The 26,617-nt window shown below is 69.3% G+C and carries 27 protein-coding genes and 3 pseudogenes; 7 read left to right on the forward strand and 23 right to left on the reverse strand.

Annotated features, from left to right (window positions below; genetic code table 11):
* Window positions 1-122 precede the first annotated feature (122 nt).
* The 6 genes from J2S73_RS21390 to J2S73_RS21415 all read left to right on the forward strand — a co-directional run bounded on the left by J2S73_RS21390 (window position 123) and on the right by J2S73_RS21415 (window position 7,221).
* Entirely contained in the window at window positions 123-1,136 is a 1,014-nt protein-coding gene (locus J2S73_RS21390; protein ID WP_306887744.1) for an ABC transporter permease, read from the forward strand.
* 13 nt (window positions 1,137-1,149) lie between these two features.
* Window positions 1,150-2,151, forward strand: coding sequence for an ABC transporter permease (locus J2S73_RS21395; RefSeq protein ID WP_306887745.1), 1,002 nt, complete (start codon window positions 1,150-1,152; stop codon window positions 2,149-2,151).
* Entirely contained in the window at window positions 2,148-3,659 is a 1,512-nt protein-coding gene (locus J2S73_RS21400; RefSeq protein WP_306887746.1) for a sugar ABC transporter ATP-binding protein, read from the forward strand. Before J2S73_RS21395 ends, J2S73_RS21400 begins: the two co-directional genes overlap by 4 nt.
* On the forward strand, window positions 3,659-4,537 hold the full coding sequence (locus J2S73_RS21405) for an NAD(P)-dependent oxidoreductase (RefSeq protein WP_306887747.1): 879 nt from the start codon (window positions 3,659-3,661) through the stop codon (window positions 4,535-4,537). The genes J2S73_RS21400 and J2S73_RS21405 overlap by 1 nt, the downstream gene beginning before the upstream one ends.
* Window positions 4,534-5,247 carry a ThuA domain-containing protein gene (locus J2S73_RS21410; RefSeq protein ID WP_306887748.1) on the forward strand — a complete coding sequence of 238 codons (714 nt, stop codon included), beginning with the start codon at window positions 4,534-4,536 and terminating at the stop codon, window positions 5,245-5,247. The genes J2S73_RS21405 and J2S73_RS21410 overlap by 4 nt, the downstream gene beginning before the upstream one ends.
* Window positions 5,248-5,547: 300 nt before the next feature.
* Complete coding sequence (locus J2S73_RS21415; protein WP_306887749.1) at window positions 5,548-7,221, forward strand: methyl-accepting chemotaxis protein; 1,674 nt, start codon at window positions 5,548-5,550, stop codon at window positions 7,219-7,221.
* Between the two features lie 316 nt (window positions 7,222-7,537).
* On the opposite strand, the gene J2S73_RS21420 is transcribed toward J2S73_RS21415, so the two are convergent.
* The 20 genes and pseudogenes from J2S73_RS21420 to J2S73_RS21515 all read right to left on the reverse strand — a co-directional run bounded on the left by J2S73_RS21420 (window position 7,538) and on the right by J2S73_RS21515 (window position 23,220).
* Window positions 7,538-7,942 carry a hypothetical protein gene (locus J2S73_RS21420; protein WP_306887750.1) on the reverse strand — a complete coding sequence of 135 codons (405 nt, stop codon included), beginning with the start codon at window positions 7,940-7,942 and terminating at the stop codon, window positions 7,538-7,540.
* Window positions 7,939-9,012, reverse strand: a complete 1,074-nt coding sequence (locus J2S73_RS21425) for a peptidoglycan-binding protein (RefSeq protein ID WP_306887751.1) — start codon at window positions 9,010-9,012, stop codon at window positions 7,939-7,941. Before J2S73_RS21425 ends, J2S73_RS21420 begins: the two co-directional genes overlap by 4 nt.
* Before the next feature lie 218 nt (window positions 9,013-9,230).
* On the reverse strand, window positions 9,231-10,352 hold the full coding sequence (locus J2S73_RS21430) for a DUF2793 domain-containing protein (protein ID WP_306887752.1): 1,122 nt from the start codon (window positions 10,350-10,352) through the stop codon (window positions 9,231-9,233).
* Window positions 10,345-13,920 (reverse strand): baseplate multidomain protein megatron, encoded by a 3,576-nt coding sequence (locus J2S73_RS21435; protein ID WP_306887753.1) that lies wholly within the window; start codon window positions 13,918-13,920, stop codon window positions 10,345-10,347. The genes J2S73_RS21430 and J2S73_RS21435 overlap by 8 nt, the downstream gene beginning before the upstream one ends.
* A pseudogene (locus J2S73_RS21440) lies at window positions 13,907-14,221 on the reverse strand (C40 family peptidase); the annotation flags it as partial. The gene J2S73_RS21435 and the pseudogene J2S73_RS21440, both read right to left, overlap by 14 nt.
* Complete coding sequence (locus J2S73_RS21445) at window positions 14,221-15,102, reverse strand: phage/gene transfer agent baseplate hub protein (RefSeq protein ID WP_306887754.1); 882 nt, start codon at window positions 15,100-15,102, stop codon at window positions 14,221-14,223. The gene J2S73_RS21445 and the pseudogene J2S73_RS21440, both read right to left, overlap by 1 nt.
* A complete protein-coding gene (locus J2S73_RS21450) occupies window positions 15,099-15,743 on the reverse strand; it encodes a DUF2460 domain-containing protein (protein WP_306887755.1) in 645 nt (214 codons plus the stop codon). Before J2S73_RS21450 ends, J2S73_RS21445 begins: the two co-directional genes overlap by 4 nt.
* 29 nt (window positions 15,744-15,772) lie before the next feature.
* Entirely contained in the window at window positions 15,773-16,360 is a 588-nt protein-coding gene (locus J2S73_RS21455; RefSeq protein WP_306887756.1) for a phage tail tape measure protein, read from the reverse strand.
* Complete coding sequence (locus J2S73_RS21460; RefSeq protein ID WP_306887757.1) at window positions 16,353-16,586, reverse strand: phage tail assembly chaperone; 234 nt, start codon at window positions 16,584-16,586, stop codon at window positions 16,353-16,355. Before J2S73_RS21460 ends, J2S73_RS21455 begins: the two co-directional genes overlap by 8 nt.
* Window positions 16,583-16,915, reverse strand: coding sequence for a gene transfer agent family protein (locus tag J2S73_RS21465; protein ID WP_306887758.1), 333 nt, complete (start codon window positions 16,913-16,915; stop codon window positions 16,583-16,585). The genes J2S73_RS21460 and J2S73_RS21465 overlap by 4 nt, the downstream gene beginning before the upstream one ends.
* Before the next feature lie 2 nt (window positions 16,916-16,917).
* A complete protein-coding gene (locus J2S73_RS21470) occupies window positions 16,918-17,331 on the reverse strand; it encodes a phage major tail protein, TP901-1 family (protein ID WP_306887759.1) in 414 nt (137 codons plus the stop codon).
* Between the two features lie 90 nt (window positions 17,332-17,421).
* Window positions 17,422-17,853: a hypothetical protein gene (locus tag J2S73_RS21475; RefSeq protein WP_306887760.1), complete on the reverse strand. Its 432-nt coding sequence runs from the start codon at window positions 17,851-17,853 to the stop codon at window positions 17,422-17,424.
* Window positions 17,854-17,917: 64 nt separating this feature from the next.
* The gene (locus tag J2S73_RS21480; protein ID WP_306887761.1) at window positions 17,918-18,325 is read right to left on the reverse strand and encodes a DUF3168 domain-containing protein; all 408 of its coding nucleotides are present in this window, start codon (window positions 18,323-18,325) and stop codon (window positions 17,918-17,920) included.
* A complete protein-coding gene (locus J2S73_RS21485; protein ID WP_306887762.1) occupies window positions 18,325-18,657 on the reverse strand; it encodes a phage head closure protein in 333 nt (110 codons plus the stop codon). Before J2S73_RS21485 ends, J2S73_RS21480 begins: the two co-directional genes overlap by 1 nt.
* Window positions 18,654-19,214 carry a head-tail connector protein gene (locus J2S73_RS21490; protein WP_306887763.1) on the reverse strand — a complete coding sequence of 187 codons (561 nt, stop codon included), beginning with the start codon at window positions 19,212-19,214 and terminating at the stop codon, window positions 18,654-18,656. The genes J2S73_RS21485 and J2S73_RS21490 overlap by 4 nt, the downstream gene beginning before the upstream one ends.
* Window positions 19,215-19,603: 389 nt before the next feature.
* A pseudogene (locus tag J2S73_RS21495) lies at window positions 19,604-20,862 on the reverse strand (phage major capsid protein).
* Entirely contained in the window at window positions 20,859-21,461 is a 603-nt protein-coding gene (locus J2S73_RS21500) for an HK97 family phage prohead protease (RefSeq protein ID WP_306887765.1), read from the reverse strand. Before J2S73_RS21500 ends, J2S73_RS21495 begins: the two are co-directional and overlap by 4 nt.
* Window positions 21,458-21,607 carry a hypothetical protein gene (locus J2S73_RS21505; protein WP_306887766.1) on the reverse strand — a complete coding sequence of 50 codons (150 nt, stop codon included), beginning with the start codon at window positions 21,605-21,607 and terminating at the stop codon, window positions 21,458-21,460. The genes J2S73_RS21500 and J2S73_RS21505 overlap by 4 nt, the downstream gene beginning before the upstream one ends.
* 232 nt (window positions 21,608-21,839) lie before the next feature.
* Window positions 21,840-22,028, reverse strand: a complete 189-nt coding sequence (locus tag J2S73_RS21510) for a hypothetical protein (protein WP_306887768.1) — start codon at window positions 22,026-22,028, stop codon at window positions 21,840-21,842.
* Window position 22,029: 1 nt separating this feature from the next.
* Window positions 22,030-23,220, reverse strand: coding sequence for a phage portal protein (locus tag J2S73_RS21515; protein ID WP_306887769.1), 1,191 nt, complete (start codon window positions 23,218-23,220; stop codon window positions 22,030-22,032).
* A 402-nt stretch (window positions 23,221-23,622) separates the two neighbouring features.
* On the opposite strand from J2S73_RS21515, the gene J2S73_RS21520 reads away from it, so the two are divergent.
* Window positions 23,623-24,078: a hypothetical protein gene (locus J2S73_RS21520; RefSeq protein ID WP_306887770.1), complete on the forward strand. Its 456-nt coding sequence runs from the start codon at window positions 23,623-23,625 to the stop codon at window positions 24,076-24,078.
* 15 nt (window positions 24,079-24,093) lie between these two features.
* On the opposite strand, the gene J2S73_RS21525 is transcribed toward J2S73_RS21520, so the two are convergent.
* The 3 genes and pseudogenes from J2S73_RS21525 to J2S73_RS21690 all read right to left on the reverse strand — a co-directional run.
* Window positions 24,094-25,380, reverse strand: coding sequence for a DNA-packaging protein (locus J2S73_RS21525; RefSeq protein WP_370874485.1), 1,287 nt, complete (start codon window positions 25,378-25,380; stop codon window positions 24,094-24,096).
* A complete protein-coding gene (locus tag J2S73_RS21530; RefSeq protein ID WP_306887772.1) occupies window positions 25,367-25,906 on the reverse strand; it encodes a hypothetical protein in 540 nt (179 codons plus the stop codon). Before J2S73_RS21530 ends, J2S73_RS21525 begins: the two co-directional genes overlap by 14 nt.
* 596 nt (window positions 25,907-26,502) lie before the next feature.
* Window positions 26,503-26,617, reverse strand: a pseudogene (locus J2S73_RS21690) (IS30 family transposase); the annotation flags it as partial.

The following is a 26,617-nucleotide window of genomic DNA, read 5'->3' on the forward strand; positions in this document are numbered from 1 at the left end:
GAGCAATCGCCGCCCCGCTCGCGCATCAACGAAGAACATCCGCGAGCGGTCCATAGGGCGGCTTCGGGCCGGTGCTCAGGCGCCGGTCCCCTCAACAGGTTAGGGAGGATCTGTTGGCCGACATGACAAGTAGGCGCGAGAGTGCGTCCGGGGGGAAAGGGACGGGGCGGTTCAGCCTTGCAGGCGCCGGCCAGGTGCTGGCCAAGCAGGGCATTCTCGTCGCCTTCGCTCTCTTCATGATCGGGTTCACCATCGCCAACGAGCGGTTTCTCGACCCCGACAACATCATGGGCGTCGTGCGATCGTCGGCCATTCTCGGCGTCATGGCGCTGGGGGTAACCTTCGTCGTCATCAGCGGGCATCTGGACCTGTCGGTCGGCTCGATGATGTCGTTCGCCACGATCGTGGTGCTCGATCTGCACGACAAGATCGGCCCTGCCCTGGCCATTCCGACCATGTACGGCATGGTGCTGTGCCTTGGCGCCTTCATCGGCTTCCTGGTCGGATATCTGAAGCTCAATTCCCTGATCGTGACGCTCGGCATGCTGTCGGCGATCCATGGACTGACGCTGACCTATTCCGGCGGCAAGAACATGGACATTGCCGACAAGGAAGGCACCTGGTTCTCCGTCTTCGGCCAGTCGGACATCATGGGCATTCCGGTCACCATCCTGATCTTCGCCCTGCTGGCCTCCTTCCTCGGCATCGTGCTGGCCAAGACCCCGTTCGGCCGCAAGGTCTACGCCGTCGGCGGCAACGGCACCGCCGCCACCTTCTCCGGCATCCGCCGCGCCCGGGTGGTGTTCTGCTGCTACCTGATTTCCGCGTCCTGCGTCGCCACTGCCGGCCTCATTCAGGCAAGCCGGTCGCTCGGCAGCCAGAACACGGTCGGCCAGGGCCTGGAGCTCGAAGTGCTGGCCGCGGTCATTCTCGGCGGCGCCTCGCTGCTCGGCGGTTCCGGCACGATCTTCAAGACCGTCATCGGCGTGCTCATCCTGGGCTTCATCCAGAACGGACTGCTGCTGGTCGGGCTGCAGTTCTACGTCCAGTACGTCGTCACCTGGATCATCATCATCCTTGCCGTCTGGCTCGACATCGCAGCCAAGCGCGGCAAGCTCTGGTCGCCGATCGCCTGAGGGAGGGGAAGACATGGAACCGGGAGCCCTCAGCACATTCCTGAAGCGCGGCGCGATCTGGGCGTTCATCGTCCTGGAGCTGGTGTTCTTCTCCGTCGCCGGACGCTTCTTCTCGCTCAGCGACACGGCGTTCATGGACGTCGACAACATGCTGCTGCTTCTCAAGCAGTCGGCGCCGATCGGCATCATCGCGATCGGCATGACGGTGATCATGATCAACGGCAACATCGACCTGAGCGTCGGCGCCATCTTCGCGCTGGCCGCCGTCGTCCTGCTCGACAGCATGACCTGGCCGATCTTCGCCGGCCTCGGCGACAGCGTTATTCCGCTCGCCTGGATCATGGCGCTCACCACCGGCGTGCTGCTCGGCGCGCTCAACGGGCTGATCGTCTGGAAGACAGGGGTGGACGCCTTCATCGTCACCCTGGGCGCGATGCTCGGCTATCGCGGCCTGGTGTTCATGTACAACGGCGAGCAGCCGACCTCGCACCTCAACTGGACGCTGGTCGACTTCGCCGAGGCCCAGTTCCTCGGCCTGCACACCGCCACCTGGTTCCTGCTGGGGGTAACGATCGCCGTCTGGTTCATCATGAACCGGACGGTGCACGGCCGGAACGCCTACGCGATCGGCGACAACCGCGAGGCCGCCGTCAACGCCGGCATCCGCGTCGGGCCGCACATCATGATCAACTTCATGCTGATCGGGTTCCTGGCGGCCCTGTCGGCGGTGGTGTTCTACTCGGAGTCCGGATCGGTCAACCCGAACGATGGCGAACTCTACGAGCTGTGGGCCATCACGGCGGTGGTGCTCGGCGGCACCAAGCTGACCGGCGGCTCCGGCTCGGTGATTTCCACCCTCGGCGGCGTGATCGCGATCCAGCTCCTGCGCAAGGGCCTCGGCCACATCGGCGCGGATACGGAGACCGTGAACCTCGTCATCGGCCTGATCCTGATAGCCGTCCTGTTCCTGGACCGGCAACTCAATCTCAAGGGCAGAGAGGAGCTTCGGGTATGAGCGACCCCACCCCCGCCCTGCGTCTGGAAGGGATCGTGAAGACCTTTCCCGGCGTGCGCGCCCTGGACGGCGTGTCGCTGTCGGTGCTGCCGGGAGAGGTGCACGCCCTGATGGGCGAGAACGGCGCCGGCAAGTCGACCCTGATGAAGGTCCTCGGCGGGCTCCATCAGCCCGACGCCGGCACCATTTTCGTCAACGAGCAGCCGGTCCGCATGGCCTCGCCATTGGATGCCAAGTCGAAGGGCATCGTGTTCATCCACCAGGAGCTCAGCCTTAGCGAAGAGCTGACCGTGGCGGAAAACATCTATCTCGGCGAACTGCCGCGCAAGGGCTTCGGTCTGGTGGACTGGTCGACGCTCTACGCCCGCACCGCCGACATCCTGAAGAAGCTGAACGTCGGCTTCGGGCCGAAATCCCGTGTCGGGGACCTGTCGATCGCCAATCAGCAGATGGTGGAGATCGCCCGTGCCCTCACCGTCGACGCGAAGGCGGTGATCTTCGACGAGCCGACGGCCTCACTGACCGATGCGGAGAAGGTCGTTCTTTTCGACGTGATCGCGGATCTGAAATCCCACGGGGTCGGGATCATCTACATCTCCCACCGCATGGAGGAGATCTTCAAGATCACCGACCGCATCACGGTGCTGCGCGACGGATCTTATCGGGGGACGCTTGTCACCGCCGAGACGACCGAGGACGAGATCACCCAGCTCATGATCGGCCGCAAGCTCGATCTGAGCCGCAACACGACCCACAGCGAGATCGGAGACGTGGCGCTGGAGGTGAAGGACCTCTCCTGCGGCCGCTATTTCAGCGACGTGAGCTTCGAGGTCCGCCGCGGCGAGGTGGTCGGCTTCTACGGGCTGGTCGGCGCGGGTCGGACGGAGATCGCCGAAACGCTGTTCGGACTGCGCGAACCGACGGCGGGCGCGATCTATCTGGACGGACAGGAAACCCGCATCCACTCGCCCACCGACGCGATCGCGAAAGGCATCTCGCTGGTGCCGGAGGACCGCAAGGGCCAGGGCCTGGTGCTCGGCATGAACTGCCGGGACAACATGACCCTGCCCCAGGTCGCGGACCTGACTTCCGGTCCGTTCGTGGCCGAGGGCGCGGAGATCGCGATCTTCGACCAGTACCGCGACCGGCTCGACATCCGCACGCCGAGCTGGCGGCAGACCGTCGGCAATCTCTCCGGCGGCAATCAGCAGAAGATCGTCATCGGCAAGTGGCTCTCCATGCGGCCGAGCGTGCTGATCGTCGACGAGCCGACACGCGGCATCGACGTCGGCAGCAAGTCGGAGATCCACAACCTGATCCGCGAACTGGCGGGCCAGGGCTATGCCGTGATCGTGATCAGCTCGGAAATGCCGGAGGTCCTGCACGTGAGCGACCGGATCGTCGCCATGTTCTCCGGCCGGATCATGCGCACCTTCACGTCCGACGAGGTCACCGAGGACAATCTCATTCAGGCGATCTCCGGGATCACACCCGAAAAGGTCGCGTGATGCGGGTCGGATTTGCCGGGCTCGGACGGATGGGCGCGCGCATGGCTGCCAACCTGGCAGCCGCCGGCCATGAGGTGACGGTCTGGAACCGGACCCGGGACAAGGCCGAGGCCTTCGCCCGCGCCCACGGTGCGGCCAGCGCCGCCACGCCCCGCGAGATGGCGGCAGCCAGCGACGTGGTGATCTCGATGCTGGCGGACGACGACGCCGTCGACGGGGTCTATTTCGATCCGGACGACGGTATCTTTGCCGGGTCCCCTGGCGCCACCGTCCTCTCCGAAATGGGCACGATCTCGGTGGCGAAGGCGAAACAGCTGTTCGAGGCCGCATCCGCGACCGGGCGGCGCTTCGTCGACGCGCCGGTCTCAGGATCCACCCGGGCGGCAGAGGACGCGCAGCTTCTCATCATGGCTGGGGCGCCATCCGGTTACGCCGACGAGCTGACCCCGCTGTTGGACGCGATGGGCAAGCGCACGATCTGGCTCGGCGGACCCGGCACCGGTGCCACCATGAAGCTCGGCGTCAATATGCTGATCCACGGCCTCAATCAGACGCTTTCGGAAGCCCTCGCGCTCACGACGGCCGCTGGCATCCCGCCGGAGGCGGCGTACGAGGTCGTCGAGAATTCGGCGGCGGCCGCGCCGGTGCTGTCCTATCGCAAGGGCCTCTATCTCGACGAGGCGGCCAACCCGGTGAGCTTCACGGTCGCGCTCGCCCGCAAGGACGTCGGTCTTGCGCTCGACCTCGCGCGGTCCCTGGGCATTGCGATGCCCCAGGCGGAGACCAACCGCGCGGTGCTGCAGGATGCAGGCGACGCCGGATACGACGCCCGCGACATGGCGTCGATCCTTTCCTTCGTGAAACGGGGCCTCACATGAAAGCAGCGGTGTTCGTCGGCGGCTGGGAAGGTCACACCCCAACCCATTTCAGCGACTGGTACGAGGCGCTGTTGCGGGACAACGGCTTTACCGTGGATGTCTACGACACCCTGGAACCCCTCGAGCGGCCGGACGACCTCGGCGATATCGACCTGATCACGCCGATCTGGTCCTCGGCCCGCTCCGGCCACCAGGAAGAATTCGGCAACATGACCAAACCGCAGGAAGACGGCCTGCTGACCCTGATCGGGAACGGCTGCGGCATCGCAGGCTGGCACGGCCACATGGGCGACGCCTTCCGCGACCGGCCGACCTATCACTTCCTGATCGGCGGACAGTTCGTCGCCCATCCGCCGGGCTGGCCGGACAACCTTCAGCCGAGCGAAGACTATGTCGACTACGACGTCACCATCTGCCGGCCGGACGATCCGATCGTCCACGGCATCCGCAGTTTTCGGCTGAAGTCCGAGCAGTACTACATGCTCGTCGACCCGTCCAACGAGGTGCTGGCCACCACGACCTTCTCCGGCGATCATCTCTGGTGGATCGAGGGAGCCGTCATTCCGGTGGTCTGGAAGCGGCGGTGGGACAAGGGAAGGGTCTTTTACTGCTCCATCGGCCATGAACTGGACGACCTGAAGACCCCTCAGGTCACCGAGATCATCCGCCGCGGTGCACTCTGGGCGGCCGAAGGCAAGGCGCGTGCCTGACGGCCGTGCCGATTGAATGGAACACCCGGACTCGCACTGAAAGACACCAGATTACGCGGCCCCAGCCCCTTCCCGTCTCTGACGCGAAAGCACACAGACTAGGGCGCGCTCCGGATTTTTCGCCTGGGCGGCACAAGCTCCAGGTCAGTCTCGCGCAAGTTAGTATTTATACTTATCGAGGCCATGGGTTCTCCTGGACCCCGGCCTTCGACTGTCGGTTTGCGGCCGGCGGAATCCGGGTCGACGTCTCGGGCCCTTCTCCATCGCGCACGTCTGTTCCGCATTCCCTCAGAGGCCCCAATGTCCGTCCGTAAAAAGCTGCTGCTCCTCGTCGGAGGCGTCCTGTTCGTCTTCGCCATTACCATCGGTCTCAATCTCGAGACGACTTATTCCGCCATGATGAAGGATCGCCGGGCGGCGGTTCGCGAGCAGGCGGAGACCGCGCACAGCATCATCGCGGACATCGCCGAGCGCGCCGAGGCGGACGGTCTAAGCACCGCGGAAGCCAAAGCCCTGGCCGCCCGCGTGATGCGCTCCATCCGCTACGGAAACGACGACTACGTGTTCCTTATGGAATCCGATCCGAGCCGCGTCGGCGAGGTGGCCGTTCATCCCAATCGGGATCTCGAAGGCAAAAACCTTCTCAAGACGGATCCGGACCGCTTCGCCTATACCCGTGAACTGGACACGCAGGCCAAGGCCGGCGGCGGTTTCACCCCCTATGCCTATCCGCGGCTCGGCGAGACCGAACCGTCGCCGAAGATCGCCTACTCGCTGCTGTACGCGCCGTGGGGCTGGACGATCGTGACGGCGGCCTATGTCGACGACATCTGGGCAACCTTCATGGATCAGCTCATGATCATGCTTGCCTGGCTGGTCCCGCTGTTCGTCGCGATCGGCGCCGGCGCCTGGTTCTTCGCCAACTCGATCACGAAGCCGCTCGGTGCGATCACCGGGTCGCTGCGTCGTCTGGCCGAGGGGGACATGGGCGTCGAGATCCCGGGGACGGGCCGGCGCGACGAGATCGGCCAGATGGCCGAAGCCGCCGAGGTCTTCCGCGAGGGCATGATCCAGGCCAAGGATCTGGCCGAGGCCCAGGCCGCCGAGCAGACCGTCCGCGAGGAGCGCGCCCGCCGCATCGAGGACCTCACCCAGCAGTTCGACGACAGCGCCGCCAAGCTGCTCGGCGCCGTCACCTCGTCCGCCGACGCCATGGAGCACAACGCCCGCGCCATGGCCCAGATCGCCGACGGCACCAACTCCCGCTCCGCGACCGTCGCAACCGCCGCCCAGCAGGCCTCCGCCAACGTCCAGAACGTCGCCTCGGCCACCGAGGAGCTCTCCGCCTCCATCCGCGAGATCGGCTCCCAGGTCTCCAAGTCCACCGAGATCGCGTCGCTCGCCGTCAGCGAGGCCACCAAGACCAACCGGCAGATCCAGGGCCTTGCCGCGGCCGCGGAGAGCATCGGCCAGGTCGTCTCCATCATCGCGGCAATCGCCGAGCAGACCAACCTGCTCGCCCTCAACGCCACCATCGAGGCCGCCCGCGCCGGCGAGGCCGGCAAGGGCTTCACCGTGGTGGCCGCGGAAGTGAAGGAACTGGCCAGCCAGACCTCCAAGGCGACCAAGGAGATCACCGACCAGATCAACGCCATCCAGGCCGAGACCCAGGTCTCCGTCTCCGCCGTCGACGCCATCGTGAAGACGGTCGAGGAGATGAACGACATCGCCTCCGCGATTGCCGCCGCCGTGGAGGAGCAGGGCGCCGCCACCGGCGAGATCACCCGCAACATCGAGCAGGCCTCCCGCGGCACCCAGGACGTGACGGAGAACATCGTCAACGTGTCCCAGGCCGCCGGCGAGACCAAGACCGCCGCGACCGACGTCACCAACGCCGCCTCCACCGTCACCCGCGATGCCGGCGCGCTGCGCATGGAGGTCGAACGCTTCCTCTCAAGCGTCCGCGCCGCCTGAGCCGGCCCCGCGCCGGGCCAGGCCCCGACGGCCCGCGCCCGGTCACGACCGGTCCCAGAACACCGAACTGACAAGGGCGGCCAAACGGCCGCCCTTGTCGCATGACGCTCAAAACAGCTACCGCAGCGCCGCGTCCCGGAGATCGTAAAACCGCACCAGTCCGGCATGGCGTTTCCCGCAGGTGACGAGCGCCGCCCGGTCCTTCGCCCAGAGGGTCACGACACGGGCTTCGTTTATCCCTCCGTCAGCTTCGCCGGGGGCAAGAGTGACCGCCCCGGCGCCGCTCGCCGAGGCTGCGCCGAGCGGCACCGGCTCGTCACAGGCCTGGATGAGGGCCGCCGGCGGATCGGCGAGCGTCGGTCTGACCGCCGATCCGGTCGAGGAGACGCAGGCTGTCAGAACCGAGCCCGCAAGCGTCGCTGTCAGGATGGGTGCGGGCCGCATCGGCGATCTCCATGAGCGTGGTTTTCAGGCGGTCGTTTTCGGCGGAAAGCTCCGAGACGATCTCCGCCCCGGTCTTGAGGGCGACCTGATTGGCCGCTGCCTGGCGCGTGCGCTCGGCAAACGCGGCGGCCTTGATGTCGGCTTCGCAGTCGGCCCGTCCGCGCTCGTAGATATGATCGGCGCCAAGCCAGGCCGCGAGCATGATCGCCCCGGCGGCATAGACCTGCCAGGGCGTGCGTCCGAAAATGGAGATCAATCCGAGAACGGCGGCGGTCATGACGTCCGCGTGCCGCTCGCCGTACCGCCGAACCAAGACGGCAGGGCGCCGGCCCGCCGGAGCATCCGGTAGGCCTGGAAGCCGAGAAGCGCGACCACCGCGAGGCCGAAGACGGCGTGCAGCACCGTGCCCGGCGCGACCGTTCCCTCCCCGTGCCGAACCGCTTCGAGCGCCTGATCGATCCCCTCTCCGATCAATCCGGCACCCGCGACGGCGCCGCCGCCGCCCACCACCGCAGCCCGGGTCCTGGCCGCGGACTGGTCCGTCGGCTCGTCGACCCGGGGGGCCGCCTCGGCCACCTCCAGGTCGGCGTTCGCCTGCTCGGCCCCGGCCGGCTCCCCGCGCGCCGCCGCCGCGGCCATCGCGTCGATCGCCGTCATCGTGCGCGGTCCGAGCACGCCGTCGATCTCGAGGCCGTTCTGCCGCTGGACCACGCGGATCACGAAGACGGTCCGCTCATCCATCGTGCCGGAGACGGGGATGACGTAGCCGAGCCGCCGCAGCGTCTTCTGGCACCGGCGCACCGCCTCGCCGCTGTCGCCGGGCGAATAGATGCCGTCATAGGCATTTTCTTGGGTCCCGGTCGCGCCATCGGCGCGCCGCGCCTCCTGGGTCAGCGGCCTCTCCGCGGGATAGGCGGACCACGGCAGCTGCCAGTGGGGATAGTCCTTGAACGAGCGCCAGTCGCCGCCCCACTCGACCGGCACGCCGAGATCGCGCGCCGCCGTCTTCACGGCGGTTTCGAGCCGCCGCCAGGCCGCCGCACCCGAAGGCGAGCCCGGGCTTGCCCAGAAGTCCGCGCCGTCCACATCCCCGTCGCCGTCGACGTCGAATGCCAGCACCAGATCGACGGCATGGCCATGGCCGTTGGCGCCGGGGATGTGGCGCGAGTTCATCGTCTTCGACACACCCCGGCGAACGTAGGCGCGCTGGCGCTCGATCGTGCGGGTGCCTTCGAACACGCGAAACGGAACCGGCGTGAGGCGGGCGGCGCGTTCGACGACGGCAACGAGATCCGGATGCACGCCGTCGAGCGCCGCGCGATCGCGCGACGTCAGGGAAAAAGCCATCGGATGTCTCCAAAGAGGCGAGGAATGGCTAAGCCATGACCGGGACAGGCCGAACAAAAGGCGAGGAATGGCTAAGCCATGACCGGGACGGGCCAGCCAAGAGGCGCGAAGTGGCGAAGCCACGACCGGGAAGCCAAACAAGAGGCGCGGAGCGGCAAAGCCGCGACCGGGAAGCCAACCAAGAGCCGCGGAGGGACAAAACCGGTCTGTTCGCCCGCTCAGACCTTGATGCAGGCGAGCAGGGCCAGGTTGCGGGGTCGGGTTTCCGATGCGGTTCGCGGCGCCCCGTTCGACCCATCGGAAATCGCGGCATTCGCCAGCGGAACGACACCGATCGCGGACGGCCCGATCGCCGCGGCCTGGTAGGGTGTTCCGACCGAGACCGCCCCGGGCGGCGACTGGTGGATGTGGCCCTGGAACGCGTCGCTCTGGGCCGATCCGATCGCCCGCCCTGTGTCAACGCCGCGTCCGTCGTCCAGCCCGCGCACGAACTCGCCGCGCAGGTCGGGCAGGTTGAAGGTGGTCGCCCCATTGCCTGCGCCGTAGGTCGTGCCGATGGCTGCGAACAGACGGGCGTAGGTCGCGCGGGAGACGGCCGCTCCGTCCGCCTTGAGGAACCCGTTCGGCGCCGTCGACGCGGCGTGCCAGATGACGGTCCCGACCGGCAGGCCGTCGGAGCCACTGGGAAAGCGCACCTCCCCCGTCGAGCGGTCGACCACCATCGCCTCGTGCCAGGCCGATCCGTCCGGGCTCACCTTGACGCGGAAGTCGTCGTCGCCGGCAAGCCCGAACTCCGCCCGACCCGAAAACCCGGTTTGGAAGACGACGCTCGCCGTTGCCGCCGGGGCCTCCTTGTCGAGCTTGACCCGGATGTCGCCGGAGCCCGGCGTCACGTCGTCATGGGAGAAGAGCGCCGCATCGGACTTCACCGCCAGCCGGTTGGTCGCATCCGCACTGGTGTTGATGCCGAACAGCGCCGCGTTTGCCGCAGAAGCGAAGCTGAGATGCGCCCAGGCCCCTCCGTCCCAGTAGACGAGACCCGCCTCGTCCTCGACCCAGGCCGTCCAGCCGCTTTTCGGCGGGAAGAAGATCCAGGTGCCGTCGATCCGTGCGGCCACCTGCCCGCTCTTTCCGGTCCAGGCCCCGGTCGCCGACCCTGCGACGATGTAGCGGTCGCCCTCGTCCGGCGACGCCGGCGGATCGGCCAGATCGCGGTCTCTCACCGAGAGCTGGACCAGCGCGTCGAGCCGCGCGAACGCCTCGTTGACGGGCACGTGCTTCTGGGCCTGGGCCGGCCAGACGGTCGGAAGCTGAAGGTTCGGGGTGGTCGGTTCAGACATCGAGTTCGACCTCTCGGGGAAGACCCGGACCGATCCCGCTCGCAAGCTGGGCGATCCGGACGCGGACGGTTGTGACGGCGGCTCCGAAGTCGGCGATCTGATCGCCGAGCGCGTAGGAAAAGACCGGCTCCGCGACCTCCGCCGTGCGCACCGCGACGCCGCCGGACAGGATCTCGACCCGGTAGCGTTCGAACGCTTCTCCCAGCGGAACGTCCTCGCTCGCCCAGTCGTCGCCGCCCACCCGGGTGCGCCGGATCCAGCTCAGGCGGATATCTCCGGTGTCGCTGCGCCGCGCCCTGACATGGACCGGGCTCAGCGGACGGATGCCGCGGCCGGTCGCCGAAAACGTCAGCTCGGTGACGGCAGGGCCGGCGATCCCGCCTCCCGGCGGCCCGATCCGGTAGGTGCGGGCGAGCCCGAGCGCGCTCCGGTCCAGGGGAACCCGGGCCACCGCAGCCGAAAGCACCACGACATCGGCGCCGGTGTCATGGCCGGCCGCCATCGCATCCTCGGTTCCGAGCTGGGCGCGCAGCAGGGTGCGCAGCAGATAGCGCCGCTCGCCGACGAGCTCCGCTTCGACGAACTGAAGCACCTCCCACGCCCCGCCGGCCGAGCGGATCGCGAGCGCATTGCGACCGGCGAAGACGTCCTGTTCGGCACGGCTCGACAGACTGCCGCCGAACAGCTCCACGAGGATCGTGTTGGTCCGGTCGAACCGTCCGACCGGGCCTGGCGCCAGCGGCTCGATCAGGCGACCGACCGTGGCCGGCGCGGCGAGCGTCGCGACCGGCTCGAACCCGCTTGCGGCCGGCGCCCGCCAGACCGTTTCCGCCCCCGGCCAGGGTGCGGAATGGACCGCCAGCCGCGGTCGGTGATCGTCCTCGTCGACCACGCGCGGCAGGTCGAGAAAGACGGCGAACGGCGCGCCGAAGCCGCCGCCCTGGGAGGACGCGCGGCCCACGCCGGTTGCGCCCGTCGTCCGGAACACGCCGGCCTCGTGGCTGCGGGCTTCGATGCGCCGATGTCCGCCGTCCTCGATCTCCTCCAGCTGCGCGGTCCGTACGCCCGAGCGAAGCTCCAGGTCGATCACGTCGCCCGGCTCCACTGCGATCCGGCTGATCGGAAGGCCGAACGACAGCCGCGTCCGCTCCGACCATCTCGCGAAGAGACGCCGTTCCGCGGCCTGGCCGGCAAGGCCGTCCCAGAGGGCTGCGGGAAGCGAGAGATCGGCCACCTGCCGGCTCGCTCCCACCAGGCGCCGCGATCCCGCCGCCGACAGGCGGAAATCCTTCAGCGTGTCGCGAAAGGCCATCCGCAGCTCGATCGGGAGTTCGCCCGACTGCTCGCGAACCATGGACGCGAGCCCCTCCTCCCGTCCGCTGTCGTCCACCAGATCGCCCTCGGCGATCGTCGCGACCACCCGCCCCGCCCGATCGGCGAAGCGGACATGGGTGCCGGCATCGATGCCGCGGAACCCGAACGCCTCGCCGAGCGGCGAGAGCACCGCGCGCAGGTCGCTCGGCCCCTCGACCACGAAGCCGTCGACCGTCGTGTCGAGGCCGACGATCTGGGGCGCGTCCAGCCCCCAGTCGGAAAACAGCGCGCCGACCAGCGCCGACAGGCTCGTGCCGCCCAGCCGCCCGGTCAGCCAGTGGCCGCGCTGCCAGTTCGGTCCGTCGGACCAGACGTCCTCGCGCAGCGGGAACGCCGGAAACGGCCGCGCGTCCCAGGTCCAGGCATGGATCGCGCTCGCATCGACCATTCGCCCGCCATAGACGCCCGAAACCGGATTGGCCGCATCGTCCGCCCCGAATTCGGTATCGAAATGGCCGGCCACCGCTTCCAGATAGCGGCGCTGCACGGCATCGTCGCGGCCGCCGTTGGAGAAGTGGGGAAAGAAGGATTCCGACGACTTCGGATCGTAGAAGACGTTGGGCTGGTTGGCCCCGCGGTCGATCGCCGGGCAACCCACCTCGGTGAACCAGACCGGCTTCATGGCCGGCTGCCAATCGGTCGAGCCGCCCGCTTCGACGCCGCCGGGCCGGTCGACATGGGCGTTCGACCACCAGCCTTTCAGGTCCTTGTAGCGGAACACCCAGGGCTTGCCGTAGGCGCCGTCGGTGATCGCCGTCCGCACTTGCCCCGCGCGGTCGGCATCGCTGGCATAGTACCAGTCGTACCCCTCCCCGCCGGTAACGTTCGCGGTCAGATAGGCCAGATCCGTCGGCCCGTAGCCGATCGCCGCGTCCAGCGGCGTGCCGTCCCGCCAGTCCGAGAGCGGCCAGTAGACGTCGATGCCGACGAAATCCACCGACGGCCGGGCCCACAGTGGATCGAGATGGAAGTGGACATCGCCGGTCCCGTCGGACGGCTGATGGCCGAAGAACTCCGACCAGTCCGCCGCATAGGAAATACTGGTCTCCGCCCGCACGATCCCGCGCACGTCGTCGGCCAGATCGCACAGCGCATCCACGAACGGATAGGCGCTCGTGGCCGAGCGGACCTGGGTCAGTCCGCGCAGCTCCGAGCCGATCAGGAAGGCGTCGACCCCGCCCGCCAGCTCGCAGAGATGCGCGTAGTGCAGCACCATCCGCCTGAGCGACCAGTCCGCCGGGCCCGAATAGGCGACCTGCCCGCCCAAGATGGAGAAATCGCCGGGAGCGGCTGCCCCGACCAGGCCGGCGACTTGTCCGCTCGCCGCCCCGGTTTTGTCCGGCGATCCGGGCTCTCCGGGCGCCGGGTGGACCGTGATCCGCCCACGCCAGGGATGCGGCGGCTGCTCGCTGCGGCCGTAGGGGTCGGGCAGGCCGTTGCCCGCCGGAATGTCCATCAGGATGAAGGGATAGAACACGACCTTGAGGCCGCGCGCCTTCAGATGGGCGATGGCCGCGACGACGGAAGCATCCGACGGGGTTCCGCCATAGGCGGCGCGGCCGTCGACCTGACTGGTCACCCGGGCCTGGGCGCGAGACAAGCCCGCAACCCGCCACACAGCCTCGGTCATCTCGCGAGTGGTACCCTCGACCTTCGGCTCGATCCGGCAGTGGCCGGCGCGCAGATCGTTGCCGAACCAGGCAACCACCAATGCCACCCGCTCCAGGTTCGGGCACAGCGCCAGCAGTTCGTCGAGGGCGGCCTCGATGTTGGAGCCTGCGACCGGCAGGTGCCGGTTGTCGGTCCGGCTGCGTCCGGGACCCAGATCCACACGCACTTCGCCCGGCTGATAGCCGAATTCGGTCGCGCCCGGGATCAGGGTGATCGCGCGCAGCATCGTCTCCAGTCGGTCGACCGGGCGGATCACCTCGAACGACAGCTGCGGCAGCCGGTTGCCGAAATCGGCGACGGGCAGCCGCTCGAACACCACGTAGCAGAGGCCGCGATAGGCCGGCGCCGTGCCCTGCTTCGCCTCGATCAGCGGATCGGGCATCTGATCGTCGCCGCCCAGATGGATGCGGCAGGTCACCGCCGTCCGGTCGAGAAGCTTGCCGTCGGCCCAGATCCGGCCGATCCGCGCGACCGGTCCCTCGCAGATGCCGACGGCGGTCGGGCGCGACGGCGATCCCGACATGCTTGGCCGGCAGGGAGAGCCGCCAGCGGAACAGGAGAACGTCGCCCGCCGCCGGGTTGCCCGTCTCCAGAGCGACCAGATGCCGGAAGCCGGCGGCTGCCAGCGTTTCCGCGCCCCCGGCCTCCGCCCAGTCCGCGGTGTAGGGCGGCGCGGTCTCCGGCTCCGGGCCGATCGTCTCCCGCCACACGCCCCTCAGAAGACCGAGACAGTCGCAGCCGACCCCCTTGAGCGAGGCCTGGTGGCGATAGGGCGTGCCATGCCAGGTGCGCGCGGTCGCCACGATGTCGCTGCGCGTCGGCATCAGGCGAGCGTCCCGCCGTCGTTGTCGCCGTCGCTCGAAACCGAGGCGAGCGCCACGTCGTTGCCGGGCATGTGCGGAAAACCGCGGAAATTGAGGGCGTTGGCGAACTTCTCCGCGCAGGTGGCAAACCGCTTGTCGCAGCCCGCCGTCAGCACGACCCCGTCCCCGATCCTGATCGCCTCGGGCATCGGCTGCCAGAGGTCGACGCGCCCGGACGCCTTGGAATGCGCCTTGATTTCCGAGGCGCGGCCGGCATTCGTCCCGGAGGTGACCAGAAGCCGGCCCCGGCTGAACCAGCCATCGGCGTACCCGCCGAGCCCGGTCACGGAGACCACGGACCGGCCCTCCGCCGCTTCAACCGTCCCTTCGAGCCGGTAGGCACCGGCGTCGAGATCGACCCCGCAGCGCCCGTCGCCGAGGTCCGCGTCGCAGCGGGGCTGGAACAGCCGGCCCCTCACCGCGTCGAGATCCGCCGCGGGTCCCCGGACCTCGGCCCGGAACGCGCCGTCGGAGACGGTCACCTCGCCAATCGTTCCGCGCCGGAGCTTCACCCGCTCGCCGATCTCCGCCCAGTTGACCAGCCAAAGCTCGACCGTCGCCCCATCATAGGCGCCGGCGGCCAGATCGTCGGCGGCAAGCCGGGCGTCCGACAGCGCTCCGTCGATCTCGAACCCGCCGACCGCAAGCCCAGAGGCGGCCACATCGGCGCTGGTCGACAGCCCGCCCGAGGCCGAATGGACGACGCCGTCGAATTCGATGTCCCGGTCGTGGTCGGTGAAGCCCAGCACCATCCCGTCGGCCCGGGTCAGCCGCCAGCATCGGCAGAGCGTCGTCGCGCCGCTTGCCAGATGGTCGGCCAGTCCCGTTGGAAGCGTTTTCACAGCCGGATCTCCACGATGGGAACGGAGGGCAGCGAGCCGGCGGAAAACGCCGTCAGCGACACTTCGAGCCGGTCGGTGTCGAAGCGCACCGGCACGTCGAACCGGAAGCCTGCCGTGACCGCCTGTCCGACCGCCGGCACGTAGCCGGGGTAGAAGGTGACGAGGCCTGTCCCGGCGTCGACCGTGAACGCCACCCCCGCCGTCACCTCGGCGCCCGCCACCGCCACCCGCACGCTCTCGCCCACGGGTTTGGCGATCGTCCGCGTCCAAGGCGCGTGGACGGACCCGTAGGTCTTCACCAGCTGGAAGCCGGCCGTCGCGCCGTCGCCGATCCCGATCCGCTGGTCGGTCGGATGCAGCTCCGCGCCGGGCGCGCCGGACCGATGATCCACCGGATCGCGGTAGCGGAAGCCGTAGAGCCGGCCGCGCCGCTCCTCGAAGAACGCCGTGACCGCGTAGAGGTCGTCGAGGGATCGGATGCCCGCGCCCGCATCGTAGCGGCGGCGGGAATCCGCCCAGCGGCTGTTGCGCTCCTCGTGGCCGGAGCCGAGCACGATGATCTCGGTGCGCCGTTCCGGCCCGCCGGTCGCGCCGAAGGCGACGGCAAGCGGGAACAGCGCCTCGTGAAAGGCCTGAACCATGGATCGTTCTTTCGGGTTTGTGGGCCGGCTCAGCCGCCGCGCCGGCCGCGGGCGACGGCGCGCGCCAGCAGCGCGGTGACCTGAGCCTCGGAACGCCGGAAGCTCTCCACGTCCGGCGTCGTGATGTTGACGATCACCCGGGTCGGACCGCCGCCGCCGGCCGCCACGCCGAGCCGGCCGTCGGGACCGCGCTCCAGCGGCAGCACGGCCTCCGGCCCCGCCTCACCGGCGAGCCCGGTCCGGCCGCCGCCCAGCGGAAAGGTTGCCGGCGCCCCGATCACGCCGCCCTCGGCGAACGGCAGCAGGTTGCCCACGCTCTTCACCCCGGCGGACGCGGCCGAGCCGAGGATCGACGTTCCCAGGCCGCCGAATCCGCCGAGCAGTTTCTCTCCGAGCGGCTTCAGCGAAGCCCTGAGGATGGACGCCGACAGGCTGCGCGCCGCCGACGCCAGAATGGTGTCGAGCCGCTTGCCCTCGATCACCGCCGCCTTCAGCCCGGAGACGACCGTGGTCGAGAAGCGCTCGGCGGAGCGTTCCAGCTCCGCGCTCGCCCGCGCCAGGCTCGCCTCGATGCGCGCGGCGTCGATGCCGTCGCCGGTCTCGAATTCGTCAGCCATTCGGGAGCTCCTTGCCACCGTCGATCCGCGTGATCAGGGCGCGCAGGCGTTGCGTATCCGGCCGCGACGGCCCGGATGCCGTCAGTGCGGCCAGCACCGTGACCAGCTCCGGCAGGCTCATCGCCCAGAAGACGGCCGGCCCCATTCCGAGCCGGCCCACCACCGTCGCCAGGGCCTCGCGCCAGGGAAATGCCGCGACGGGGTCGTCCGCCGCCGCGGCTCTCAAGGGTTTTCGGGATCGGGCTCCGCCCCGCCGAATGTCGCCGTCAGGAGGTCGGAGACGATGGCGGCGAAGCCCGCCGCGCCGCCGGCCGTGGTCATCGCCGCGACCTCCTCGTCGGAGACCGGGTTGCCGGCGCCGCGCAGGCCCGCCCCGATCACCCGGACCGCATCCTCCGCCCTGAGCCGGCCGGAGCCGAACCGTTCCGCCAGGCCGACGAGGTCTCCGGCCTGAAACGCGTCCTCCAGCTCCGCCAGCGCGCCGAGCGTCAGGCAGAGCGTGAAGCGCCGCCCGTCGAGGACGGCGCCGATCTCTCCGCGATGCCGGTTCGCCATCCTCACGCTCCCGAAAGCGTGAGTTCGCCGGCGGATTCCAGCGAGATCTCGTAGGTCACCTCGCCGTCGTGGTTGCCGGCATAGTCGAGGCCGGTCAGCTGGAACGGCCCGGAGACAGTGCCGAAGTCGGGGATCACCACCTGCCAGCTGCGGATATCGCCGGAAAAGAAGATGGTGCGGACGGCCGCATCGGACGCCGCATCCTTGAAGATGCCGGAGCCGGACAGGCTGGCGCGTTTCACGCCGGCGCCAGCCAGAAGCTCGCGCCAGCGGCCGGCGGACTCCGTGTCCGTCACGTCGACCGCATCGGTATTGAAGGACAGCCGCCGGGCCCGCAGGCCGGCGACCGTCGCGTAGGAGCCCGAGCCGGTCTGGTCGAGCCGGAGCACCAGGTCGGTGCCGCGTTGTGCGCCCATCGGCGCCTCCCATGTCTGTCGAACGAACCAGGGAAGCCCCGACGGATCGGCCGCCCCGCGTGGTGCGGGGCTCAGTCGGCCGTGTGCCCGTTATCTTGCGTAGTTGAAGATCGAGCAGGGGCTTGAAGTTGGGGTCGGCGTCTCGTCGCCGGTGTAGACGATCAGGCTCAGCCCGCCGTCGTCGCCGGTGGCGAGCACCAGGTGCGTCACCGGATTGCCCGGCATGCCGCACAGCTTGTTGCCGTTCAGGAGTTCCGGATCGGCCGGCGTCTCCAGCTTGAAGATGTGGCCTTCCATCGAGCCGCCGAAATCGGTCCAGTCGCCCTCTTTGGTGCCGACAGGCTCGATCTTGACGCTCTTGTTGTCGGAGAACGTCACTTCGCCCTCGCTGACGGTGATGTCGCCGGTGATCGAGGTCGCGGTGTTGCTCAGCGCGCTCCAGTTGCCGTCGATCTCTGCGGCCGCCGCCGTCTGGGTCAGGCCGAACAGGACAATCGCGGCCAGGGCTCCAAGTTTGTGCATTCGCTCGCTCCAATGTCTCCCGAAGGGTGAGTGAAGCGACCGTGGCACGAGCCGGCCGTGGAAACTACTGGGCAGGTTCCGTGACGGCGCGAAATCTCAGCGTCGCGATCTCCGACCGGCGGTCGCCGGCGGTGGCGAAGGTCCTGTCCACCGGGCGCAGCGACACAAGCCGATGCCCGTCGAGCGCGAGGGCGGCCCCCGCGAGAAGCCCCTCGATCCGGTCCGCGATCGCAGAGGCCTCCTTGCGGCCCCGGGCGGTGGAGTGAACCTCAAGGGACAGGCGATGCTCCCGCAGCGGCGGCACGTCGCCATCCATACGACGGTCGCTCGCCTCCGCAAAGCTCACGAACGGGTGGGGCGTCCCGCGCGGCGGACGGTCGAAGATCCGCGCCCCGCCGAGCAGGGAGACGAGGGTCATGTCCCCCGTGAGCTCCGCATGGATCGCGGCCTGCAGCGCGATGCCGGCATCCATCAGCGCCCCTCCTCTTCCGCTTCCAGAACCAGATAGGCGTCCCGGTCGCCGGACGGCCTGGTCGCGCGAACCGTCAGCACCCGGCCGTCGACCAGGATCCGCTGGCCGCTTGCGATCCCGCTGAGCGCACGGATCGTGACCCTATGGGTGGCAATCCCGTCCGGCCGGCCGGCGCGGACGCGCTCGGCGGCCGACAGCGTCTCGACCCTGGCCCAGACGGTCGCGAGCGGGGTCCAGGTGACGGTGACCCCGCCTGCCCCGTCCGGTGTGGAGGTCGGGGCCTCGATGACGATGCGCCGGTCCAGCGCCCCGATGGGCACGTTCGCGCTCATGCCACCCTCGTCAGCCGGAAGGGCCGGACGAGGCTCGCGAGCCCCAGAGCCACCGGCTCGGGCGGATCGGCAAGCGCGGCCTCGCGATGCTGGTACCAGTGGGCGGCGAGCATCAGCACCGCCTGGCGCAGCGGCGCCGGCACGTCCGAAGCCCCGCTGCCGTAGCCGGCCGTCACATCCACCTCGACCTGGCTGCCCGCAAGCGGCTCGCCGCTGGCCAGCATCCTCAGCCGGGCCGTGGCCAGATCGACGACATAGCGATCGGAGGCCAGCACGCTGGCGGTTCCGTCGGCGCGGCGCAGAGTCACCGCATCGACCGACAGGATCGGCTGGGGCTCCAGCCGCAGCAGTCCGGCCGCCTTCATGTCCTCGCGAATGATGCGCCAGCCCTGGGCGATCAAGGCCCGCCCGGTCGCGATTTCCACGTGGCGCCTTGCCGCCGCGATGAGATCGCCGATGAGGGTGTCGTCGTCCGCCGCATCGACGCGCAGATGCGCCTTCGCCTCGGCGAGCGTCACCGGCTCGGATGCGGGCGGATCGGTCAGGATGGCTGTCATGATGCCTCCGAAGAAAAAAGGGCCCCGCTCGCGATGAACGGGGCCCAGTCGGGCGGGGAGAACCGCATCGGCCCGAAAAGTGGAAACCGGTTTTCGGGCAAGCCGATGCGCAGCGATGCATCGGCCCGAAAAGTGGGGACCGGCTTTTCTCGCTCACGCCGGAGTGCGCTCCGCGCACCGGCTCCGCGAGGGCGCCCTGACCGGGCGGCGGACGGTCGTCCGCTGGCTGGCGCTGTCCGGTCAGGCTGAGTCTGGTTCGGCGGGCGCCAGCCCCAAATTCCGCTCATTCCCGCGGAAGCGGGAATCCAGGGCCAAGGTCCGAAGCGCAGGTATCCGGACCCCTGGACCCCGGCTTTCGCCGGGGTGAGCGGGCCAATTCACTCAACCCCTCAGCTCGTGCCGAACTTCAGGAGCTTGATCGCGTCGAAGTCCTGGACGCCGCCGCCCACCCGCTTGGTGGTGTAGAAGAGGACGTACGGCTTGGAGGAATAGGGATCGCGCAGGACGCGCACACCCATCCGGTCGACGATCAGGTAGCCGCGCCGGAAATCGCCGAAGGCGATCGCCATGTCGTCGGAGCCGATGTCGGGCATGTCCTCCGCCTCGACCACCGGAAAGCCCATCAGAGAGGCGGGCCCGCCCGGAACCGCCGGCGGCTGCCAGAGATAGGCGTCGTCGTCGTCCTTCATCTTGCGGACTGCGGCCTGGGTGGCGCGGTTCATGACGAAGTGGGCGTTCTGCCGGTAACCGGCCTTCAGCGCATAGACGAGGTCGATCAGCGCATCGCCCGGGTCCTCGCTCGCGAACGCGCCGTCCGCACCGGTCGCCACGTAGCCGAGCTTGCCCCATTCCCAGGAGCCTTCCGCCACGGTGTCGTAGAACAGGAAGCCGGTGGGCTCGGTCTCGCCCTCGCCTGAGACGAACGCCTTGCCCTCCTGGACCGCGAACGCCTGGTCGATCTCCTCCGCCAGCCACTGGCCGAGATCGATCGCGGCGTCGTCGAGCAGCGTCGAGGTGGCCGCCGGCATGGCGTAAAGCTCCATCGTCGGAACGTGAGTTCCTTCAGGACGGGCGCGTCGGTTGTGGTGCGGGCGTCGGTCTCGCCGACCCAGCCGGTCGCCGGGCCGGAGATGGCGAACGGCTTCTTGAAGCTCGTGCCGGAGACCTGGCGCACGCCCGCAATCGACCGGATCGGCGAGATCGCGGCGAGCCGCCGGCCGATCTCCCGGTCGACCTCTTCCGGCACCAGATAGCCGGCGTCGTCGGAGGCCGCCGTCAGCGCCTTCAGCTCAAGCGCTTTCAGGTCGTGATCGCGGCCGGAGCGGACATAGGCCTCGAAGGCGGCCTTGTGTTCCAGCGCAGCACCCGAGCGGAAGGCCGCGCCGTCGCCGCCGAGCGCCGGACGCCGCGCCTTCAGCACCAGGTCGTCCACCCGTGCCCGGTGGGCGTCGAGCGCCCTGTCGACCCGGTCGAGCTTTTCCAGCGTCACCACGTCCGTGGCGGAGCGCCGTTCCAGCTCGTCCAGGCGGCGGTCGTTGGTCTCCTTGAAGACCTCGAACGCGCCCATGAAGTCGGCGAAGGCGGCGCCGAGATCGCCGTCGCCCGGAGCCGCCTTGGTCTCGAAGGCCATGTGGTTGGTCTCGCTCATGTGCTGTGCCTCGTGTCGTTGAGAAGGTGGGCGGCACGCCGGAACCCGGCCGCAAGCCGCGTGCGGTCGATCGCGACGGAAGCCGCCGCGGCCTTGGCAGCCCGGGCACGCGCCTCGGGCAGCATCGGAAAGGTGACGATGGAGATCTCCCAGAGGTCGACCTCCAGGAGCAGCCGGTGGCCCGTCGCCGGATCCCTGGCCTCGCGAACGGTCTTGAACCCGATGGACAGGCCGTCCAGCACGCCGTCGCGCATCAGCGCGCGAACCTCGCGGCCGCGCGTCGTTTCGTCGGTGATGCGGCCGCGCACGTGCAGCCCGCGCCGGTCTTCCGCGATCAGGAGCCAGCGCCCGATCGGCTCGGCCGGATCGTGCTGGTAGAGGAGCTTGATCCGCCCCGCCTCCTTCTCCCCAAGGACCCGGGCGAACGCGCCCGGCGCCACCACGTCGCCGGAGAGATCGGCCCGGCCGAACAGGGTCGCGTAGCCGGAAAATGTCCCGTCGGCCGAAACCGTCGGCTCCGGCGCCGGCGAAAACTTCACCTCCAGCGCTGCAGCGTGCGCTTCGTCGCCCGGCCCGCGCCGCCTGGACCGCCCGCTCATCGCCCAACCTCGACGATGCGCGGGCCACGGCCCGGCCGCGCCGCCTGCCGCCGTGCGATCAGCCGGGCCATTTCCTGGACGAAGTCGGCGAACACGCGCCGATGGTCGCCGGACGATGCCGCCGGCCCGTTCACGTGACTCTGCATGGTGTTTCTCCTGATATTGGGTCCCTCACGCCGAGTGCGCTTTCGCGCACCGGCTCCGGGTGGGCGGCCTCCGGCCGGCGCGCGGTCGCGCGCTGGTGAGTGATATCCAGCGAAGCTGAGGTCTCGTCCTCCGAAGCCGGCCTCAAACTCCGCTCATTCCGGCGAAAGCCGGAATCCAGGGCCAAGGGCCGCAGCGTCGGAGTTCGACTGCCTCTCGGCGCGAGCGAAAAAACTAATCCCGGTCGCGAAAAATCGCCGTCAGCCGGGCGATCTCGTTGACGAAGTCGTTGAAGCGCCGGTTGGAGCTGGCCAGCTCGCGCAGCGCCCAGACCAGGAGCGCGCTCGCCGAACTGGCCCACAGAAACAGCGCCAGGTGCGCGAGATCGCCCCGGTCCATGACCGACTGGGTGACGGGGTCCACATCAGCTCCGATCCGCGCCGGGGCCGTCGGGTCGCGGCGAATAGCCGACTGCCGCGCGCTTTTCGTTGTCCGTCAGGAACGAGGCCGCCTCCAGCCGCCGCCACAGCACCTCGCGTTCGCTGGACAGCGCCTCCACCCGGTCCGCATCCAGGCTCAGCCGCAGCGCGTCGCCGAACACCGGCGCCAGCCAGCCGCCGATCGCCTCGGCCGTGCGCGCCACCAGGGGCAGCACCGTCTGGCGCCACAGCGCCCGGTTCGCCTCCTGGTAGTTCGCGTAGGTGTTGTCGCCGGGGATGCCGAGCAGCATCGGCGGCACGCCGAAGGCGAGCGCAATCTCCCGGGCGGCCTGGTTCTTGGCCTCGATGAAGTCCATGTCCTTGGGCGAGAGCGCCATCGAGCGCCAGTCGAGCCCGCCTTCCAGAAGGAGCGGCCGGCCGGCGTTGCGGGCGCCCTGATAGCCCTCCTCCAGCTCGCTCTTCAGCCGCTCGAACTGGTCCGCCGTCAGCGTCCCGTCGCCGCCGGAATAGACCAGCGCGCCGGAGGGTCGGGCAGCGTTGTCGAGCAGCGCCTTGTTCCAGGCGCCGGCGGCGTTGTGGATGTCGAGGCTGGTCTGCGCCGCCTCGATCGGGGCGAAGCCGTAGTGGTCGTTCAGCGGGTGAAACAGCGTCAGGTGCAGGATCGGCGAGAGCCCCTCTCCGCCCTGGGAAAACCGCACCGAGCGCCCGCCGACGGTGTACTCGAACGCCTCCGGCCAGCCGCTCGGCCCCGGAAGCACCTTCATCCGGTCCGGGCGGAGCGCGTGCAGCTCGCGCACCCGCCCATCGACGGCAACCGCCTCCAGATAGGCGTTGCCCGCCACCAGCAGGTGCCCGTAGACCGCCTCAAGGAGCCCTGCCCCCGTCTGGCCCGCATTCGGGCGGTGAAGCAGGTCCAGAAGCGGATGCCGCTCGACCTCGCTTTCACCCCGATAGAGCAGCAGCGGCACCGAGGCGGCCGCCTCCGCAATCGTGCGGACGCAGCGATAGACCACCGGGTTCCTGGTGTAGCCTTCCCGGGCAAGTGCAGCGTAGTCGCGCGGGGTCCACACCGGCCGGCCCACCGAGGAGAGCGCCACCAGCGGCCCGGTCCGCGAGGCCTTGGCTTCGGGCGCAGCCTCTCCGCCCGCCCGCCTGAAAAAGCGATCGATCCGCATGGTTGGTCCTTCTCTTTCGCTCACGCGAGCGCGCGCTGCTCGCCGCGGCACGGGCACGGGCACGGGCACGGGCGCGGCCATCTCCTTGGTCCCGGTCGCTTCGCTCCGCGCCTCTTGGATGGCCGGCGCGCCGTCGCGCGCTGGCTGGATAAGTCCTGATGGGCCTGCCTTGTGGCGCCCGAGCCCCAACCCAATCTCCGCTCATCCCAGCGAAGGCGGGGATCCAGGGCCAGGGGTCGCAGCCTCTGAGGTCGACAGACCCAAAGTCCGGCCGTGCCGGATCATTCCGGCCGATGAGCGCCCAGACCAGCGCTTCCAGCCGGTCAGGCACGTGCCCGCTGGACAAATGTCGTGCGTTGGCCGCACCTTATCCGCCTCGCCAACGTTTCCGCGGACGCTCCCATGGCCCACCGAACTGCGCCGCTGCTTTGTGCAGCCGCTCTCGTCTTGAATGCGGCCCCGGCCGCCGCCCTGAGCAATCACTGCATCACGATCGACGCGCGAAAGGGGTGGCAGTACCTCGACATCCCGCGCGGCATACCGGCGGACATCCGCGCCGACGCCGCATGGACCGTCGACGCCCGCTCGTACGGCGACGTCGACGAACGCGGACATCGGGGCGCAGCGGCGACGGCCCTCGAACCCTATTCGGCCTACAAGGTGATCCCGAGCCTCCCGTTCGGGCGACTTCTTGTCACCGACGGTGTGGACATCGTCGATTTCTACGTTTTCGAAGGCGAGGTCACGCAAGCGATCCTTAACTATCTGGAGTTCGGCGGCCGGTTCGGATTCCGCATCAACGACACCGCCCTGTCCGACAATGCCGGCTCCGCGCGGCTCTGCATCGCGATGGATTGAAGCGCCCGGACGCCCTCACACCCGCCGGATCGCGGGCCTCCCGCCGGGCGCCAGCATCAGGTCGGTGAGCGCCCAGACCAGCGCATCCAGCCGGTCCGGCGAGCGCCCGTTGGCCTGTCCGTCCGGGCCGAACGCGCACAGCTCGTCCTCCAGCTCCGGGAAGACGCCGGCATGGCGCACCCGGCCCTGGGCATAGAGCGTCGCGACCGGCTCGGCCCTGAGCCACTTGCCCCGGCTTGCCCGCACGGCGCGCACCGGCACGCCGGCGTCCACCTGCCGGATCACCGCGGCCACCATGTCGCCGCCCTGGTTGATTTCCGCCACCAGCGCATCCGCCTCCAGCCGGCGCCAGGTCGCCACCGCCCGCGCTGCCCACACGTCGGGGGCCGCCGCCGTCACCGTGTCGTCGGCCACCACGTAGCCGAGCCCGTCGGTTCCAAGCCCGGCCGCCACGATGCCACAGACGGAGGCGCGGCCGCCCGAGGCCGGCGGATCCACCGCCACCACGATGCGCGTCAGCTCCGGCGCCGCGTCCACCCGCGCCCGCTCCACCGCGTCCCGGCTCCACAGCGCGTCCTCGCGGTCCGTCAGGATCTCGCCGTCCAGCTCCTGCCGGCCGAGCCGCGTGCCGCGATAGCGGCCCACCACCGCCTCCAGAAAACCGGGCGCCAGATTGGCCGCGTTGTCCCTGGTCGGCATCCGCGCCACCGCCGTTCCCGGCGCGGCGATCAGCCGTTTCAGGAGCGGGATCGCCCGGGGCGTCGTCGTCACCGCCTGGCGCGGGCGCTCGCCCAGCCTGAGCGCGAACTGTAGCATGTCCCAGGCCGCCTCCGCCTGCCGCCACTTGGCCAGTTCGTCGGCCCAGGCGGCGCCGAACTGGGGCCCGCGCAGGCTTTCCGGATCGTCGGCCGAGTAAAGCTCCGCGATCGCCCCGTTCTTCCATTCAAGCCGCCGCCGGGAGGGCTGCCAGGCCGGCCGCTCGTCGGCCGCATGAACGGCCAGTATCCCGGACACCCCCTCCACCATGACGGCGCGCGCATCGATCAGGTTCTCGCCGACCAGCGCGATCCGTCCGACCGGCGCCGGCGCGAACCCGTCCCTGCCGAGCGCCATCCCCTTCACCCATTCCGCGCCCGCCCGGGTCTTTCCCGCGCCGCGTCCGCCGAGGATCAGCCAGACGGTCCAGTCGCCGTCCGGCGGCAGCTGCTCGTCGCGGGCCTGGAACAGCCATTCCCGCGCGAGCCAGCGCACCGTCTCGTGCGGCAGCCCGGCCAGGAAGACCGCCCGCTCATCCGCCGTCAGGGCGTCCAGCGAGGCGATCAAGGCGGCGCGCAAGGTCCTGTCTGAGGGCGTCGATATCGTCATTCTCCCCGGCCGGCGCCTCCGCGCCCTCCGACCGGGCCTTCCGGTCGAGCGCGATCAGCGTGTCGAGGGTGCGGGCCAGCGCCGCCAGCACCTTGGTGTCGCGTTCCGTGTCGATGGTCGCCTCAGGGTCGAACCGGGCCTCCAGCGCTGCGATCCGGGCCTCGAAGACCCGGTAGAGCCGGCCGACCATTGCCGCCCGCTCGCCGGGCGTCCGTCCCGCCGGCCGCCCGACCTTGCGGGTCGTCGGGTTCGGCCCCGCCGGCATCGGCCGGGCTCGTTTCGCCGCCGCGGGCCCGAGCTTCGGACGCCGGCTGCGATCCCAGCCCTCACGGTCCGCCCGGGTCCGCAGCCCGGATTCCGATACCCCGTAGCTCTCCGCGATCTTGCGCTGCGACCACTCCCCCGCCTCGAAGGCGACGCGGATCGCCGCCCAGTCGGGCACGAAGCGGTGGGTCTCTGTCATCGCTGGATCCAGCCGCCCCCACGGTCCGGGCACGAAAAAAGGCGCGTGCGAAATCGCCGCGCCTGTCGAGAAAATTCGGTCGTTCGGTAGTTGGGCAGTTCGGTAAGTCGGCAGGTCGGCAGGTCGGCAGGTCGGCAGGTCGGCAGGATCTCCAGACCCGCGAGATCTCCTGGATTTGGAGTTCTCCGCCGTGCTGGCCGGCCCTCTCGGCCGCACCTGTCCGACGATGCCTGAACCCTACCGAACCAGCGTCACGCTGTCAAGGATTTTTTTCCTATTAACACCAACACAAATACTCAGATTGATTAAGGCACCAGTGCGCGATTGCGCGCCGGCCGTTCAAGTGACGCGGAGCGAAGCGACAGGGAAGGAAGAAGCCGCCTTCGCTCAGCGGCGAACGAAGTGAGCTCGCGTGAGCGGAGAAAAATCGCCCTGGATCCCCGCTTTCGCGGGGACGAGCGGAAAGAAGGACGTTTGATCGGGGCCTACAGGATTCAGCCTGCCGTGCGGCAGAGCGGGGCCGTGTCGGCAATTCGTCTGTGACTTTGCCTTCCAGGCGTGTCGAATAGTGGCTCAGCGCCAGCCCCATCCTCCGCTCATCCCCGCGAAAGCGGGGAGGTGGATTCACATTTGAAGTGCAACAGTCGTTTTAGGAAGACCTCGGCGGGTGTTCTGTAGCCGAGGCATTTTCGGGGCGTTGTGTTGAGGCGT

The organism is Amorphus orientalis (assembly GCF_030814015.1).
Lineage (GTDB): Bacteria > Pseudomonadota > Alphaproteobacteria > Rhizobiales > Amorphaceae > Amorphus > Amorphus orientalis.

Bases quoted from the DNA above. Each gene is read 5' to 3' on its own strand.
- J2S73_RS21390 (WP_306887744.1), top strand. From the start codon at position 123: ATGACAAGTAGGCGCGAGAGTGCGTCCGGGGGGAAAGGGACGGGGCGG.
- J2S73_RS21395 (WP_306887745.1), top strand. From the start codon at position 1,150: ATGGAACCGGGAGCCCTCAGCACATTCCTGAAGCGCGGCGCGATCTGG.
- J2S73_RS21400 (WP_306887746.1), top strand. From the start codon at position 2,148: ATGAGCGACCCCACCCCCGCCCTGCGTCTGGAAGGGATCGTGAAGACC.
- J2S73_RS21405 (WP_306887747.1), top strand. From the start codon at position 3,659: ATGCGGGTCGGATTTGCCGGGCTCGGACGGATGGGCGCGCGCATGGCT.
- J2S73_RS21410 (WP_306887748.1), top strand. From the start codon at position 4,534: ATGAAAGCAGCGGTGTTCGTCGGCGGCTGGGAAGGTCACACCCCAACC.
- J2S73_RS21415 (WP_306887749.1), top strand. From the start codon at position 5,548: ATGTCCGTCCGTAAAAAGCTGCTGCTCCTCGTCGGAGGCGTCCTGTTC.
- J2S73_RS21420 (WP_306887750.1), bottom strand. From the start codon at position 7,942: ATGACCGCCGCCGTTCTCGGATTGATCTCCATTTTCGGACGCACGCCC.
- J2S73_RS21425 (WP_306887751.1), bottom strand. From the start codon at position 9,012: ATGGCTTTTTCCCTGACGTCGCGCGATCGCGCGGCGCTCGACGGCGTG.
- J2S73_RS21430 (WP_306887752.1), bottom strand. From the start codon at position 10,352: ATGTCTGAACCGACCACCCCGAACCTTCAGCTTCCGACCGTCTGGCCG.
- J2S73_RS21435 (WP_306887753.1), bottom strand. From the start codon at position 13,920: ATGTCGGGATCGCCGTCGCGCCCGACCGCCGTCGGCATCTGCGAGGGA.
- J2S73_RS21450 (WP_306887755.1), bottom strand. From the start codon at position 15,743: ATGGTTCAGGCCTTTCACGAGGCGCTGTTCCCGCTTGCCGTCGCCTTC.
- J2S73_RS21455 (WP_306887756.1), bottom strand. From the start codon at position 16,360: ATGGCTGACGAATTCGAGACCGGCGACGGCATCGACGCCGCGCGCATC.
- J2S73_RS21465 (WP_306887758.1), bottom strand. From the start codon at position 16,915: ATGGCGAACCGGCATCGCGGAGAGATCGGCGCCGTCCTCGACGGGCGG.
- J2S73_RS21470 (WP_306887759.1), bottom strand. From the start codon at position 17,331: ATGGGCGCACAACGCGGCACCGACCTGGTGCTCCGGCTCGACCAGACC.
- J2S73_RS21475 (WP_306887760.1), bottom strand. From the start codon at position 17,853: ATGCACAAACTTGGAGCCCTGGCCGCGATTGTCCTGTTCGGCCTGACC.
- J2S73_RS21480 (WP_306887761.1), bottom strand. From the start codon at position 18,325: ATGGATGCCGGCATCGCGCTGCAGGCCGCGATCCATGCGGAGCTCACG.
- J2S73_RS21485 (WP_306887762.1), bottom strand. From the start codon at position 18,657: ATGAGCGCGAACGTGCCCATCGGGGCGCTGGACCGGCGCATCGTCATC.
- J2S73_RS21490 (WP_306887763.1), bottom strand. From the start codon at position 19,214: ATGACAGCCATCCTGACCGATCCGCCCGCATCCGAGCCGGTGACGCTC.
- J2S73_RS21500 (WP_306887765.1), bottom strand. From the start codon at position 21,461: ATGAGCGGGCGGTCCAGGCGGCGCGGGCCGGGCGACGAAGCGCACGCT.
- J2S73_RS21505 (WP_306887766.1), bottom strand. From the start codon at position 21,607: ATGCAGAGTCACGTGAACGGGCCGGCGGCATCGTCCGGCGACCATCGG.
- J2S73_RS21515 (WP_306887769.1), bottom strand. From the start codon at position 23,220: ATGCGGATCGATCGCTTTTTCAGGCGGGCGGGCGGAGAGGCTGCGCCC.
- J2S73_RS21520 (WP_306887770.1), top strand. From the start codon at position 23,623: ATGGCCCACCGAACTGCGCCGCTGCTTTGTGCAGCCGCTCTCGTCTTG.
- J2S73_RS21530 (WP_306887772.1), bottom strand. From the start codon at position 25,906: ATGACAGAGACCCACCGCTTCGTGCCCGACTGGGCGGCGATCCGCGTC.